The 15783-nt window shown below is 36.3% G+C and carries 9 protein-coding genes; 4 read left to right on the forward strand and 5 right to left on the reverse strand.

Annotated features, from left to right (window positions below; all coding sequences use genetic code 11):
- Positions 1 to 107 precede the first annotated feature (107 nt).
- From LNP04_RS00730 to LNP04_RS00750, 5 genes are all read right to left on the reverse strand, one after another.
- Positions 108 to 2861, reverse strand: a complete 2754-nt coding sequence (locus LNP04_RS00730; protein WP_229984678.1) for a hypothetical protein — start codon at positions 2859 to 2861, stop codon at positions 108 to 110.
- A 53-nt stretch (positions 2862 to 2914) separates the two neighbouring features.
- Positions 2915 to 3949, reverse strand: coding sequence for a hypothetical protein (locus LNP04_RS00735; RefSeq protein WP_229984679.1), 1035 nt, complete (start codon positions 3947 to 3949; stop codon positions 2915 to 2917).
- Positions 3942 to 4745, reverse strand: coding sequence for a molecular chaperone (locus tag LNP04_RS00740; protein WP_229984680.1), 804 nt, complete (start codon positions 4743 to 4745; stop codon positions 3942 to 3944). Before LNP04_RS00740 ends, LNP04_RS00735 begins: the two co-directional genes overlap by 8 nt.
- 76 nt (positions 4746 to 4821) lie before the next feature.
- Complete coding sequence (locus tag LNP04_RS00745; RefSeq protein ID WP_229984681.1) at positions 4822 to 5343, reverse strand: hypothetical protein; 522 nt, start codon at positions 5341 to 5343, stop codon at positions 4822 to 4824.
- Between the two features lie 300 nt (positions 5344 to 5643).
- On the reverse strand, positions 5644 to 6096 hold the full coding sequence (locus tag LNP04_RS00750; RefSeq protein ID WP_229984682.1) for a hypothetical protein: 453 nt from the start codon (positions 6094 to 6096) through the stop codon (positions 5644 to 5646).
- A gap of 363 nt (positions 6097 to 6459) precedes the next feature.
- Here LNP04_RS00750 and LNP04_RS00755 point away from each other — a divergent pair, with 363 nt between their 5' ends.
- From LNP04_RS00755 to LNP04_RS00770, 4 genes are all read left to right on the forward strand, one after another.
- Positions 6460 to 9231, forward strand: a complete 2772-nt coding sequence (locus LNP04_RS00755) for a substrate-binding domain-containing protein (protein WP_229984683.1) — start codon at positions 6460 to 6462, stop codon at positions 9229 to 9231.
- Between the two features lie 472 nt (positions 9232 to 9703).
- A complete protein-coding gene (locus tag LNP04_RS00760; protein WP_229984684.1) occupies positions 9704 to 11014 on the forward strand; it encodes a sugar porter family MFS transporter in 1311 nt (436 codons plus the stop codon).
- 94 nt (positions 11015 to 11108) lie between these two features.
- Positions 11109 to 12668, forward strand: coding sequence for a glycoside hydrolase family 32 protein (locus LNP04_RS00765; protein WP_229984685.1), 1560 nt, complete (start codon positions 11109 to 11111; stop codon positions 12666 to 12668).
- Positions 12669 to 12677: 9 nt separating this feature from the next.
- A complete protein-coding gene (locus tag LNP04_RS00770; RefSeq protein WP_229984686.1) occupies positions 12678 to 15779 on the forward strand; it encodes a TonB-dependent receptor in 3102 nt (1033 codons plus the stop codon).
- The last annotated feature ends 4 nt before the right edge of the window (positions 15780 to 15783 follow it).

The following is a 15783-nucleotide window of genomic DNA, read 5'->3' on the forward strand; positions in this document are numbered from 1 at the left end:
TATTTATTTTCTGGAAAGATGTAATTTTACGGTTCTTACGAAATTAGTATGTATTATTCGAGTTGCGTGAAGATATTAATTAGATGAATTTTATATTATTGTTTCATTTAATTTCCAAATTTCTTTGAGTGTATTTTCTTCTCTTTTACTTTTATCACAAACTTAGGAAGTGTGTAAAGTTCACCTGCTTTCACTGAAAAATGAGTGCGCTCAGTTTCGCAGTAAGTATTCTGAGGAAGCGAGTTTGCATTGAGTACAATGGTATAATTTCCGATAGGTAAGAAAGAGATAAATTCACCATTGTCATCTGTACTTACGGTTTCAATTAAAATATCATCACGGAAAACATTAAGTGTAATTCCGTTAGCTCTTGGATTGAAATCAACAGCCGTTTTATGGTCAAATTCATAATTGATGTGTCCTGCGACAGTTCCATTCTGATGTAGCGGAATAGCGATTTCAAGCTTGTATTGGCTGATATCTAACATTTGGTCGTCATAATACCATCCTCCCTGAATGGATTGTTTTAAAGGGTATTTTCCAAAAGGGACATTTTTATATAATATTTTTCCTTCAGAATCAGTTTTAAAGGCGATATTGTTGATGTTAATCAAGTAATTTGAAGCAGTTTCTTCGTCTGTATCAAATATATTATTATTGTTTTTGTCATAGAAAGCAAAAGCGTAAATGTCTGATTTTTTCTTTGTGCTTAAAGTGGCTTTCTGTAGGTTTAAGGTAACTCCCGCTTCAATGGTGAAAATATTATTTCTCATGTTTGCCGAAGAATAATTGTACAAAGATGAATTCACAAAAAAATCATATAATCTTGTTTGCCATTTCAGATTGCAAAAAGCTGAAGGCGATTTTCCGTAGATATTATCGTCTGTGTAAGAAAGGCCGGATGTGATGCTTAGTTTTTCTTTAAATGCGTTGCTGCTATAATAAACAGAGGTGTTGAGTTTTTTATATTTTTCGTTTTTATCTATGAGTTGTGAGAAAGCGTATTCAGATAAATAATAACTTCCGATTTGATATTGAGAAGTGAAATTTATTCTCTTGTAATTGTAATTGAAATTTATTTTCCCTTGAAACTCTTGGTCTTCTTCATTAGGATATTGTGCAAAACCAAGATCCAAAGCCAAAATGGCAGAATGTTTTTTATTTACACTCATCCAATTGGTGCTTTCTACAATTCTATGTGCTTGAATTGATAAATCATTTTTTTGAAGTTGCGGCAGAAAATTGTTGTAGGAATTTGACTTTTCAAATTGATACTGATATGCAAAAGAATGCCCGAATGATCCTGTTTTAGCAAAATTCAATCCAGCTTCCATTTTTATATTGTCTGATGAGAGCTGAGTCTGGTAGAAATAATATTTAGGAGAATAATTAGAATAAAAAACATTCGCAAAAGCATAGTGTTTTTTGAATACCATCAAATTTGCGTTTTGCTGTATCTGTAAACTTCCTCTTCTGTTTCCGGGGTAATAATCTGAACTGTAGAAGATATTTCCGTTGAAATTAAGTTTTTTAATAATCCCTGAATATTGAGATTCGAACGCCAAAGAAGGTTTTGTAGCTCCATTTTGATCATAAATGCTGATTCCTCCGTACAATTTTGATGAGGTCTGCCAAAGATTGTTGAAGTTGTGGGTGAATTCCGTACCTAATAAATGATGTTTTGCTTTTTCGTAAGGATCATTCTTAAATATATAAATTGATGACAGGTTGTGAGAAAAATTGTAAGGGTTAAGAATTCCTTTCACATAAAAGCCGTATCCGTTTTGCAAAAAAGAATTTCTTTCAAATAAACTGAAGCTCTGCTCGATAAAACCGACTTCAATTTTTTTGTCTTTTGCAGCATTCAGAAAACTGTATTCTATTCCTCTTCCGAAAAGTGACATTTCAAGAAGTCTACTGATGTTTCCTAGGGTAAATTCGCTTTTTTCCCGACGATAAGAAATGTATGTATTGTTGACGATAGGATCAGTCTGCGAATTCATCATAAACATATTTCCGTTGATAAAAATATATCCCGAAGCAACATTAAAACCGCCATTTCCTAAAATCTGATACATATCAAGATCATTCCCGACTCTTCTGTAACTTGCTGTGATTGAATTTCTTGTTGTACTTGCGAAGCCCTTTTGCTGCTCGTCCTGAAACTTTTGTGTATGAGAAATACTTTGTACAGAAATTCTTGTGTTGCCAAATAATTCCTTATCGGGATCTTTAAATCCGGTAACGTTGATAGTGAAATTACTTTGTTTTAGAAGTTCTTTTGAAGGCAGAAAACTGAAAGTAAACGTAGAATCCTGCTGTGGGCGCAGTGTTCCGTGTTGTTCGATAAAATGATTGCTGTCACTATAATCAGGAATTTTAAAAACCAATGTCGTTTGCTGCGTTCTGTTTCCTTTATTGGAAACTTTTATTCTGATCTTTAAAGAATCAAGGTTGTTGTCTCTGAAGATTTGAGGATTTTCGGCAGTCATCTGTAGAATACTGCTTTCTTGCACTTGGTGAATGGCTGTTTTTTTGCCAATTTTCTGATCAAACTCGTTGGTTAAAATAAGATTGATCTGAGCGTCTCCTGCATCTGCATTGTTTCCAACGAAGAATTTAAGTGAAACAAACCTTTTTTCATTTTTCTGAAGATCAACAAAAATTTCCTGTCCTAAAATGGATCTGAATCCTGTCGGAGTGGATATTTTTAATTTTCCTTTAAAACTTTCATTCCTGTTGTTATCAATAACTACAACAAGGTCAAGGATTCTTGAATCTGCACTAAATGATTTTTCGTGAATGTCAAACAGGATGTTTCCTGTTTTGTTTTGAGCCGACAAAAAAAGCGAACAGATCAATAACAGACAATTCGCGAAGTTTTTTATGAAATTTTGACTAAAAACTGATAACATTATTGCGGAGTTATCTCATATTGTAGGGTTGCAGAATATTCATCGGGTTTTGCATTGATGAAATATTCATCATTGGGTTTCGTGAAATATTTGATTGTATAATCAAGATTTGCTCCTTGTGTTGAAGAGCCTTTTGCAATAATCTGTGAAGCTGTATTAAGGAAAACTGTATTGAAAGATGAACCTGTATTTTGCGTTGTTGACAATAAATTCATCTGAACATTGCTGACAGGAATTGTTTTTCCGCTCGCTGATGTGAAATTATTTTGGATGGCTTTTACCGTTATCTGAAAATTTGTATTTGCTTTTACGGTAAGTGCATTCGGATAAGTAACGCTTTTACCGTCTTTATAATCCTGCATACTGCTAAATTCCAAAAGACCGTTACTCGCATTTCCATTAACTTTTAAGGAAAGTTCTGTGCTTGTAGGTGGTGTTCCTGTAAGTGTGGCGATCTGAAATTGAATATTATGATCCATTTTCCCTATAATCGTATTGTTTTGATTATAAGCGGTAAACTCCATAGGAACGTTAAATGTCGTCCATGCAGGGTAGTTTCCAAGATAAGCTCCGCCAGCTACCGTGATGCTGAATTTTAGCTGCAAGCTATAGTATCCGTTTGGCTGGCTTGGTTGGTTACGCAATGGCGCATTGGATTTCGGAATTAGAAAAAATTCTGAACCTTCGGTTACAATGGTATTGGGAGGGATTCCTATTTCGGCTATCGTAGGAACGGGATTAGGATATGCCTGACCTGTCGAAGAAACAGGTTGGAAAGATATTTTATTGGCAGGGAAGGTGTATAATCCGTTGTTAGCAGTGATTGTGTTTTTTAGGCGTGCGGTCACTTTCCAGTTAGGAATGTTGAAATTTCCGTTTCCGGAAAGCATCATGGTGTATCCTTCAGGGTCTGTATTTCCCTGGTAAGAATTTATTTGAAGAAAGCCATTTACCCATGATGAATATGATATTTGAGCATGCATCTGAACGGTTGCAAAAAATATCATAATTAAAAAGCAGAACTTTCTATTCATAACTAAAATTTAATTCACCCATTTCTAAATTTTCTGCATCTCCATAATCCATCAGTACAGATGCTGTGTATTTACCTTTTTCCAGAGGATTTGGAAGTGATATTTCCATTTCTCTTTTATTTCCGGGCATTGTGTAAAATATTACAGGATCTAAAGCTATTTTCTTACCATTGCTAGTGTTTAGAATGTCGGTGGTTGCTTTACCATCGACCCATATTTCTGCCTGATTTTCAAAATTTAAGGTCAGTGTTTTTTTTGCTGAATCAAATTTTAAATCTGTTATTTCAATTTTTTTCTTTTTTGCTTCCGGTTTTTTGTGAAATATTTTAATTCCGGAACGGATGCTTACCTTTATATTCGCTCCTTTACTGTCGACATCGTCAACGGGATTCATTTGGCTCACATACAATAAAGCTGTGTGAGCTGATAAATTATCTTTTGCAAGAGTAGGTGAGGTGATTGTTATTTCAATATCACGTCTTTCTCCGGGTGCTAATGAAAAATAAGTGTCTTCTTTTTTAATAGTAATCCATCCGGCACAAGAAGTCGGAAGTGAATTTGCTGGATGTGTTTGGTTTTCTCCCTTCACATCATATTCCCAGTCGCCGAGACTTACCGCAAGATCAAGACTGTTTTTTGCACTTACATTGGTCACGGTTATTTTTTCGGTATTACTGATGCCGGCTCCTGATTCAAAATAAATTCTGGGTGGAGAAACTGATATTCCGGTTTGTGCTTTTGCGTTGAAGATGAATACAAAAAAGAAAAGACAGAATAGCTGAAATATATTTTTCATGAAGAAGTATGTAATGAAAGAGAAGTGCTGCAAAAAACTGCAACACTTCTTTTATTATTCAAGATTTCCAGGAATCTTATTGAGATACGATAGTGTAAGTCAGTTCAGTAGTATATACTGTAGGATCTTGTCCTGCGATGTAGTTGTCCAGATATTTATTCTGACCTTCGCCTTTGTATTCGATGCTGATTTTTTTATCTACACCACCATTTGAAGAGCTTACTAACATAGTTTCATTATTAGAAAGCTGAACGTTTTGGGCATATTGTGCTCCATTTACTGCATCAGAACCTGCAGTTGCTATGATTTGGATTGTATTAGCTTCAATGCTTTTGTTACCGTTTTGTAAAGCAGAGTTACCGCTTTTTACTTTTACCTGGAAACCACCTGTACTGAAAATGTTTAAGTGATCTGCATTCATAGAGCTCACACCGTTTGCATAATCATTTTTGGTGACGTAATTTAAGTCTACATTTTTTTGTGCGTTGTTCACTACTAGTGTCTGAATCGGTTTCAATCTTACGTTAAGTGTAACGTTTTGTGCACTGAGGGTTCCTACACCTAATATTGCTATTGATGTAATAATGAATTTTTTCATTAAAGTTGTTGTTATATTGTTTCTAAGTTTCGATTGCAAAAGTATGACGACTGAGAGGAATACAGATTGTGAAAAATGACTTATTTTTTGTGAAAATTGACAAATAAATACTAAAACTTGTTTTTCTTTGCGTTTTTATAAATTTAAACATAATATTATATGATTAAATATAATTTATGTTTTGATTTGATTAAATGTAAAATAAAATAATGTTTTTAATATTATGTAATTGAATTAATAATTTTAAAATTAAGTTATTGTTATTTATCGCATAGCGGAAATTAATATAATTTTAATTTGCTATTGTGTAATGATCAGATAAACAAGCATTCTATTAGGTTCAGATGGAAAGCATTTGTTAAGGATTTCTCTTTGATTATGAGAAAGATGTGATGTAGGGATTTTTTGATCTATTGTGGAAGAGGTTTTTGAATAGACAAGCTTTGAATTAAATGAACAGTCGTCTTTATTCTCAGTATATTTAATGTCAGCAATGTTTGTTTGTGATGATTGTTTTGCGTTAATCAATTTGATCTGGTACCCGTATAGATTAGATGCAGTCAATTCATTTCTATAATTTGCACTGTTGGAAGTTTGGGAGTAATCTCTACTTTTTGAATCTTCTGCAGTTGTAATCGACAGAACCTGAGAAGGAAAAATTCTGATATTGATTCGAATTTGCTCTGCCGTCTGGGCTGATAAAACTGCTGAAAGTCCCAAAAGACATAAAAACAAGATACATTTAACGTACATATTAATAAGATGAACCGGTTTGGTAACATAAATATAGTGATTTATGTTAAAGCTTGTTTAATTTTCTTCAATAATATTTTATAGCAGTTAATTTGATCATGTTTTTAGTGTTTTCCGTTAGTAATTCATAATTTCTACAAAGTCTTCTCTCATTATCAAAACAAAAAAATTTCTCTCAATAATCCATTTTTTATGTAAGGTTAAATTACTTTAGCCGGAATCAAAAGATACCGTAACGTTTTCGTTAGCAATTAAAGCAGTTTTACTATCGTTAAAAATGGTAACACAATAGAGATGATTTAATACAAAATACCATCAATAAAAATTGCCCGTCTGCAACATCTTTATTAATATTGTGTTCATATGACAACAATAAAATTTTTGAAAGTTTTCGGTTTTCTAAAGGCTTATAGAATGTTATTTCTTCTGTTTTTCCTTGTTTTTTTTTCTTGTGAAAAATCTCAGAAAACGTCAGACAAAATTACTATCGGATTTTCTCAAGGCTTGGGAAATCATCCGTGGAGGCTGGCAATGAACCATTCTATGGAGATCCAGGCATCACTTCATTCCGAAGTGGAGCTCAATATCCAGAAAGCAGAAAGTTCTGTTAATAAGCAGGTTCAGGATATACAAAAAATGATTGATCGTAAGGTTGATGTGATAATCATTTCACCAATTGATCCTGAATCCTTAGTTCCTGTGGTGGAAAAAGCGGCTGCCAAAAAAATTCCGGTTATTTTGCTCGACAGGAAGATCAACTCAGAAAAATATACAACTTATATTGGCGCAGATAACGTGGAGATTGGTAAAGAAGCGGCCAATTATATTCTTTCAGATTCTAAAAATTATAAAAAAGTAATCGAAATAAGAGGCGATGACCAATCTTCCCCAACCATAGAAAGAAGTCTCGGCTTTCAGGAAATCATCAGAAATAATCCCAATATAGATCTCATCAAAACATTTAAAGGTCTTCCAGTTGACGCTTTCAGGAAAACGCTGGATTCATTGGGAAATCAAAGTCTGTATGTTTTTGCTTTTAATGATGAGCTTGCTGCCAATGCGTGGCAGGTTGCACGAAATACAGGTTTGGAAAACCAAATAAAATTTATCGGAGTTGATGGATTGAATACAAAAGACGGCGGAATCCAGATGGTTCTGGATGGAAAGCTTAACGCCACTTTATTGTATCCGACAGGTGGAGCAGAAGCCATCGAGACTGCGATTAAGATTCATAACGGTGCTGTCGTTCCTAAACGTATCAAGCTCAGCACAACGATCATTGACCGGATGAATGCGGAAATTATGCGCAATCAGTTTGATAAAATCATCGAACAGCAAGGCGTTATAGAAAATCAGGTACAGGCGGTTAAAAAGCAGATTGAGCTTTATTCTTCGCAAAAAGAATTATTCCGATGGTCTATTATATTATTGATATTGATGTTTTGCCTGGTTGCCTATTCTATTTACCTTATTTATGCGATCAAGATAAAAAATAAGCAACTTACGCTTACCAATGAGAGAATTACTATTCAAAGAAACCAAATCGAAACCATTGCCAATGAGTTGAAAGACAGTAATGAAGCGAGGGTTAATTTTTTCACGGGATTGTCTCATGAATTTAAAACACCCATCACGCTTATTCTCAGTTCATTAGAATCTTTGATGGAATCTGGCAAAACCAAAGGTACAAAACCATCCTATGAGTTGGAACTGATCAATAAAAATTCCAACAGATTATTGCGGTTGGTAGATAACTTGCTGGATTTTAGAAAAATAGAAAATCAAACTTTTAATCTTAGAGTTTCCAAGACAAATATTTACGATTTTACGTATGCTATTTTTCGTGATTTTGAAAATGAAGCTAAGAAAAGAAATATCAAATTCGAAATTCATTCTCAAAATAAAAACCTTGAGCTCTACATCGACAGAAACCTGATGGATAAAGTCTATTTCAACCTTTTGTCCAATGCTTTCAAATTTACGCCGGACAATGGAAAGATTGAAATCACGGTTCAGGAAAAAGGAAATCAGGCGGTCATCAGCTTCAAAGATAATGGAATCGGAATTCCCGAAAAAGAGATCAGCAATGTTTTTGAAGCTTATTTCAAAGGCTCCAATAACAGAAAAAACAGTTCAGGAATCGGGTTGCATCTTAGCAGACAGTTTATTGAGCTTCATCTTGGGAAGATAGAAGTGAACTCTTTTCAGGGAACGGAGTTTGTCATCAGTCTCTATAAGGGAAACAAGCATTTCAACGAAGACCAAATGATTAAAGAACCCAGTCTCGCAGATGCCGAAAGTCTTGTAACAGAAGCCGTTTTCGCAGGAGTGGAAGAAGATTCGATTACCCAAAATCAGGAATCTCAAGGCGAACGTTATTCACTTCTTTTGGTGGAGGATAATTCAGATTTGTCCTTCTTTTTGAGCAAAAAGCTTCAGAATGAGTTTGAGGTGATGGTTTCCGACGGTACAGATGCGATTGATAAGGCTTTAAACGAAATTCCTGATATTATCATCTGTGATGTCAATCTTCCGGACAAAAACGGTTTTGAAATCTGTGAAATTCTAAAAAACGACCTTCGTACATCACATATTCCTGTTATTCTCCTGACAGCTTTGGACAATAAAGAATCTTACCTGCAAGGGCTGAAATCCGGCGTGGATCTTTATCTTACAAAACCTTTCAGTTACCCAATTCTGATACAGTCGTTGCGTGCACTGCTTTACAACCGCGAAAAACTACGTTATTACTATACGAATAATATCGGCAGAATAGTGGACAGCAAGTCGTTTGGAAGCATAGAACAGACCTTTGTGAACAATCTCAACCAACTCATCAAAACCAATATCGACAACCCCGATTTTTCAGTCGAAAATCTTGCGGACTTGCTCAATATTTCCAGAATTCAGCTGTACAGAAAAATAAAAGCAATGTTTGATGTGAACGTGAGCGATTATATCAACAATTTCCGTCTGGAACAGGCCAAATCGATGCTTCAAAATCCTGAACTGACGATTTCTGAGATTGCATACAAGACCGGTTTTTCTTCCCCGAATTATTTCTCCACCGTTTTTAAAAATAAGTTTGGCGTATCGCCGAATGCTTTTAGAAAGTCCGCAGGAAAGAAGGAGTGATAAAGAAGTAGGAAATCAAATTACAGTATATTTAAAATTAATATTCTGATATCTAATATTTTTACAATATTCAGCAGCAGCAAATCAAACTGCTGCTTTTTTATTATACTTTCTCAACAACGCATCTTCATTCGCACGAACAAACAGCTTTCTGAATTATTTATAGTTTCTAAAAATTCCTGACTTAAAACCACACACCTTGACCCGTTTTTCGGTTAAAATTTTAATAACATTAATTGTTCCTAAACCGTAAAAACAGCAAAACGCACGTAACATTTTTATAAAACAATGTTACATTTTTGAAACCTGATTAAACTTTAATGAAATTATTTTTAAATAAATTATTGGTTTTCAGTTGATTGTAATTAATTAACAAATAATTAACCTTGCTGAAATATTTAGTTACAAAATTAAACCTTCGGATTGCCGCCCCGGGATATATTAGCCACAAACAAATAAATATTTTTAACAGATGAATAAAATTCTTATGTGGTCTATTACGGCAGCTTTGGCAGGATTTCTTTTCGGATTTGATGTTGTAGTGATTTCCGGAGCAGACAAAAAATTGCAGACGCTCTGGAACAGCTCAGATGCATTTCACGGAGCAGTCGTAATGGGAATGGCATTGTGGGGCACAGTGATAGGCGCCATTTTTGGCGGAATCCCGACCAATAAATTAGGACGTAAAAAAACACTCTTGATTATTGGTGTTTTATATGCATTTTCTGCAATAGGAACTGCACTTTCCAATGATCCTTATCTGTTTGCATTTTTCAGGTTTATGGGTGGTTTGGGCGTTGGTGCTTCTACAATTGCTGCACCGGCTTATATTTCAGAGATTGCACCTGCAAAAGACCGTGGCAGAATGGTTTCCCTGTATCAGTTTAATATTGTTCTGGGGATTCTGATTGCATTTTTATCAAATTATTTATTAAGCGGTATCGGCGATAACGATTGGAGATGGATGCTTGGTGTACAGGCAATTCCAGCTGCTATTTATACATTATGTGTTCTCACCATTCCTGAAAGTCCAAGATGGCTGGTTTCCCACTCCAGAATAGAAGAAGCGAAAAAAGTGATGAAAATCCTAAGTCCGGATCAGGATTCTGACACCTTGATCACCCAGATGGAAGATGACCATGCCGAATCGCCAAAGGAAAATATCTTTATGAAAAAATACCGTTTTCCGCTGATGTTGGCTTTTTTAGTAGCCTTTTTTAATCAGATGTCGGGGATTAACGCATTCCTGTATTATGCACCAAGAATTTTTGGTGAAGCAGGTTTGGGTGAGAAAACAGCACTTCTCAGCAGTATCGGAATTGGTGTTGTGAATATGGTTTTTACTTTGGTTGGGGTCAACCTCATTGATAAAGTAGGGAGAAGAACACTCATGTATTTGGGTTCCGTAGGGTATATCATTTCTCTGGGATTGGTTTCTATGGCGTTTTATTTCCATTGGTCAGGATTGGCGATTCCAATTTTCCTGTTCCTCTTCATTGCTTCTCATGCTATTGGTCAGGGAACAGTGATTTGGGTGTTCATTTCAGAGATTTTTCCGAACCATCTTAGAGCATCGGGACAGGCTTTCGGAAGTTCTACACACTGGCTTCTGGCAGCGATCATTCCATCACTGATTCCTACATTATTTTCCACGATAGGAGCAGGGACCGTCTTTTTAGTCTTTACCGTTGCAATGGTATTCCAATTATTATTCGTGATGTTTATGATGCCGGAAACCAAAGGGATATCGCTGGAAAAATTAAGCAAAACACTGACGAAATAGATTTAAAAAATCAATGTAATCATCAGAAAGAATACCTATATAAATTGAATAAGTGTTTTTTAAATAATTCAAAATTTCCTATTAAATAATCATAATGAAAAAAATCATATCAACTTTAATCATCGCTGCAACGTTTTATTCCGGGCTCAACGCGCAGTCGGTTTCGAAAACGACCGAAGAGCAACTTTACAGACCCAACTATCACTTCACTCCTCAAAAAGGCTGGATGAACGATCCAAACGGATTGTATTATTTAGATGGTCTTTATCATTTGTTTTTTCAGTATTATCCTGGTGGAAACAAATGGGGACCAATGCATTGGGGACACGCAACCAGCAAAGATTTGGTAAAATGGGAAGAGCAGGAAGTTGCTTTGTTCCCGGATCAATTGGGTTATATTTTTTCCGGAAGTGCTGTCGTAGATAAAAATAATACTTCTGGTTTTGGAGATGGAAAAAACATTCCGGTTGTAGCATTTTACACCTATCACGATCCATTAAAGGAAAAAGAAAATAAATTGGATGTTGAAAGTCAGGCTTTAGCGTATTCTTTGGATAACGGTAAAACGTGGACGAAATATAAAAATAATCCTATAATTCAAAATCCAGGTGTTCGAGATTTCAGAGATCCGAAAGTGATCCGAGATGAGATTCATCAGCAATGGATAATGAGTATTGCTGTGCAAGACAAAACACAGTTTTATGCTTCTAAAAATTTAAAAGATTGGCAACTTTTGTCAGATTTTGGAAAAGATTTAGGTGCACACGGCGGTGTTTGGGAATGTCCGGATTTTTTTCCTATAAAAATTGAGGGAACACAGGAAACCAAATGGGTTTTAATTCAAAATCTTAATCCGGGTGGACCAAACGGAGGCTCCGGTGCCCAGTTTTTTGTGGGTGATTTTGATGGAAAAACATTTAAAATAGATGCTCTTTTTGCAAAACAACTGGCAAAAGAAAAGGCCGTGTGGTTAGATTGGGGAATGGATAATTATGCAAGTGTATCTTTTGACAACGTCCCTGAAAATAAAAGAGTAATCATCGGCTGGATGTCTAATTGGCTGTATGCGCAGGAAGTTCCCACAGAAAAGTGGAGAAGCAGCAACACCATTGCAAGAGAAGTGAACCTCGTAAAAACGAAAGAAGGTTATATTCTTAAAAATGTACCCGTTTCTCAACTGGAAAAATATCATAGCAAGAAAATTTCAAAAAATATTAATCTAAAATCATCCCAATCTATTCTTAAAAATAATGAAATCGACCTTACAAAAGCAGTGATCGATTTTGATTTTAAGAAAATGACGAGCGGTGTCTATACAATTTCTTTGAGTAATTCTTTAGGTGAAAAACTCACTTTTGGAATCGATAATAAAGAGAAATCACTTTTCATAGACCGTAGAAAATCCGGGAAAACCAATTTCAGTGATAAATTCGCAAAAAAGGTTACTAAAACACCGCTTTCAAAAACTTTAACACAAGGAAAATTTAAAATTTTATTGGATAAAACTTCCATCGAAATTTTCTTCAATAACGGCGAAAAGGTAATGACCGAAATTTTCTTCCCTAATGAAAGCTTCTCGGAACTAAGCTTATACACAGATACAAAGGGAAGTGTTTTGAACATTACAGCTCATGAGCTTACAATTAATAAATAAAACTATACTATGAAGAAATACAAAATAGCCATCGCCTTTTGCCTTCTGCCTTTTTCGTATGTATTTGCGCAGGAAGTCGTTAAAGGTAAAGTAGTTTCCTCAAATCAAAAACCGTTGAGCGGAGTTGTTGTAACCGTTTCGGAGACAGGAGCCAATACTACCACAGACAGTAGCGGTTCATTTCAGATCAATGACCTGCAAAAAGGAAACACTTTAATTTTTACTTATCCGGATTTTTCCACCCGTGAAGTAATTGTGGATGAAAAGACTGTTCTCAATATCGTTTTGGCTTCAGAAAAAATCAAAAGCATAGACGAGGTTGTCGTAACAGGATATACGAAGCAGAGAAAGGCAGATATTACAGGTGCGGTTTCCGTGGTGGATATGAAAGACCTGAACAAGCAGACTGAACCCAATCCGATCAAATCTTTGCAGGGAAGAGTAGCCGGTGTTAATATCACAGCTGACGGATCTCCTTCAGGCAGTAATACAAAAGTACTGATCCGTGGTGTTGGGACTTTGAATAATACAGATCCGCTATACGTAATAGACGGTGTTCCTACAAAAGCCGGAATGCACGAACTTAACCCAAGTGACATCGAATCGATGCAGGTACTGAAAGATGCATCTTCAGCAAGTATCTACGGTTCCAGAGCTGCCAATGGTGTTATCATTATCACCACCAAAAAAGGGAAAAAGGGCAAGATGAGAATCGACCTTAATTATTATACGGCATATTCACAATATGCAAAGAAAACAGAGGTTCTGAACGCAAAACAATTCGGACAGGTGCTTTGGCAGGCCAACATCAATGACGGACTGAACCCGAATAGCAATAATCTCAGCTACAATTTTGACTGGGGTGTTCAGAATGGCATTCCTACATTGTACAATAGTTTCGTGCCTGAATATCTGGATGCCGGAAAAACCATTAAGTCAGCCAATACCAATTGGTACGATGAGGTTTCGCAGACCGGGGTTGCCAATTCGCTGGATGTTTCTGCTTCGAGTGCTTCAGACAAAGGGTCTTACTTTTTCTCTCTGGGATATTACGACAATGAAGGAATCGTGAAATTGACCAATTTCAAAAGATTGTCTGCCCGTGTCAATACTTCCTACAATTTTTTCGACGGAAAACTGAAAATCGGAGAAAATTTCACTTTCAATAAAACCAATGAGCTGATGGATCCGGGCGTTTTAGATCCTGCTTTACGTGCTTTGCCTATCATTCCAGTTCATACTGTAGACGGGATCGGTTGGGGCGGTCCTGTTGGCGGAATGAATGATCGGCAAAACCCTGTCAGACTTTTAGAATACAATAAAGACAACGGCTATCAGTACCAAAGATTCTTCGGAAACGTTTATGCCGAATTGCAGCCAGTAAAAAATCTGACCTTAAAATCCAGCTTCGGAATCGATCTTTCCAATTATTACAAAAGAATGCTGCAAAGAAGCTATGTTTCGGGTTATCTGCAAAACAAAACCAATGCTGTGAATATCGATCAGTCAGACACCGAAAAATGGACATGGACCAATACTGCACAGTATACTGCAAAAGCAGGGAAACATCATTTTGATCTTTTGGGCGGAATGGAAATGTACAAGGATACATTTAAAAATACCTGGTTGAGAAAAGAAGGGTTTTTGATTGAAACGCCTGACTACATGTATCCTGATGCAGGAACGGGAGATGCCTTTAACGGCGGAAGCTCTACTTACTACAGCCTGTTGTCTTATTTCGGGAAATTTTCCTACGATTATGATAACCGTTATCTTTTCTCTGCAACAATGCGTTACGATGGCTCTTCAAGGTTCGGTAAAAATAACCGTTTCGGAACTTTTCCTGCATTTTCTGCAGGATGGAGAATCAATAAAGAACATTTTGCAGAAAATTTGATTCCGTTCTTTTCAGATTTGAGGTTAAGAGCAGGTTGGGGACAGACCGGAAACCAGGAAATCAGCAATTCGGCGGTTTACTCGCTTTATATAGCAAATTACGCAGGAGGAAATCCAACGTGGGCAACATCTTACGGTACAGCTTACGATATTTCCGGTGTCGGAAGCGGATTACTGCCATCAGGATTTATTGCAACGCAGACAAAAAATGACGACCTGAGATGGGAAACTACCACACAGACGAATCTCGGTCTTGATTTCGGATTTTTTAACCAAAAGCTGACAGGGAGTGTAGATGTTTATAAAAAAGCAACAAAAGATATTTTGGTGTTGCCACCTTATCTTGGTGTGATCGGAGAAGGAGGAGATCGATGGATTAATGGTGCATCTATGGAGAATAAAGGGATTGAGGTTGCATTATCTTATCAGAATGAAACAGCAGGTGGTTTCCGTTACGAAGTTTCAGGGAACATCTCGATGAACCGCAACAAAATTACTGAGCTTCCGCAATCCGTTATCAACAACTACGGTGGAAACGGAACCACGGATAATATTCTCGGAAGACCGATCAATTCAATGTACGGGTATGTTGCAGACGGACTTTTCAGAACTCAGGCTGAGGTGGATAATTCCGCTACCCAGCCGGGGAAAGGCTTGGGAAGAATTCGCTATGCCGATCTGAATAATGACGGAATTATCGACGACAAAGACAGAACGTGGATTGGTAATCCGAATCCGGGATTTATGTATGGTGTCAACCTCAACTTTTCATATAAAAACTTTGATCTTTCAACATTCTGGCAGGGCATCGGCGATGTAGATGTTATTAATTCAAAAAAATACCAGACTGATTTCTGGAGCGTGGATGATGTTGGTTCCAATAAAGGAACAAGACTTCTGAATGCATGGTCGCCACAGAATCCCAATTCGGATATTCCTGCACTTACTACAGTGGACAGCAATGCAGAATCAAGATTCTCATCTTACTATGTTGAAAGCGGAAGTTATTTGAAACTAAGGGTTTTACAATTGGGCTACACATTTCCGAAATCTTTAATGGAGCAATATCACATCACCAATTTCAGGATGTATGCAAGTGTCCAGAATCTTTGGACGATAAAATCAAAAAGCTTTACAGGAATAGATCCTGAAACACCGGCATTCGGTTACCCGTTACCGCTGACGTTCAATTTTGGAGTTAATTTTTCCCTATAATTTT

Source organism: Chryseobacterium sp. C-71 (genome assembly GCF_020911865.1).
In the GTDB taxonomy this organism is placed as follows: Bacteria; Bacteroidota; Bacteroidia; order Flavobacteriales; family Weeksellaceae; genus Chryseobacterium.

What these genes read in the sequence shown, in the direction of transcription:
- LNP04_RS00750 (WP_229984682.1), bottom strand. Translation starts at nt 6,096, where the DNA reads ATGTACGTTAAATGTATCTTGTTTTTATGTCTTTTGGGACTTTCAGCA.
- LNP04_RS00740 (WP_229984680.1), bottom strand. Translation starts at nt 4,745, where the DNA reads ATGAAAAATATATTTCAGCTATTCTGTCTTTTCTTTTTTGTATTCATC.
- LNP04_RS00745 (WP_229984681.1), bottom strand. Translation starts at nt 5,343, where the DNA reads ATGAAAAAATTCATTATTACATCAATAGCAATATTAGGTGTAGGAACC.
- LNP04_RS00755 (WP_229984683.1), top strand. Translation starts at nt 6,460, where the DNA reads ATGACAACAATAAAATTTTTGAAAGTTTTCGGTTTTCTAAAGGCTTAT.
- LNP04_RS00765 (WP_229984685.1), top strand. Translation starts at nt 11,109, where the DNA reads ATGAAAAAAATCATATCAACTTTAATCATCGCTGCAACGTTTTATTCC.
- LNP04_RS00735 (WP_229984679.1), bottom strand. Translation starts at nt 3,949, where the DNA reads ATGAATAGAAAGTTCTGCTTTTTAATTATGATATTTTTTGCAACCGTT.
- LNP04_RS00770 (WP_229984686.1), top strand. Translation starts at nt 12,678, where the DNA reads ATGAAGAAATACAAAATAGCCATCGCCTTTTGCCTTCTGCCTTTTTCG.
- LNP04_RS00760 (WP_229984684.1), top strand. Translation starts at nt 9,704, where the DNA reads ATGAATAAAATTCTTATGTGGTCTATTACGGCAGCTTTGGCAGGATTT.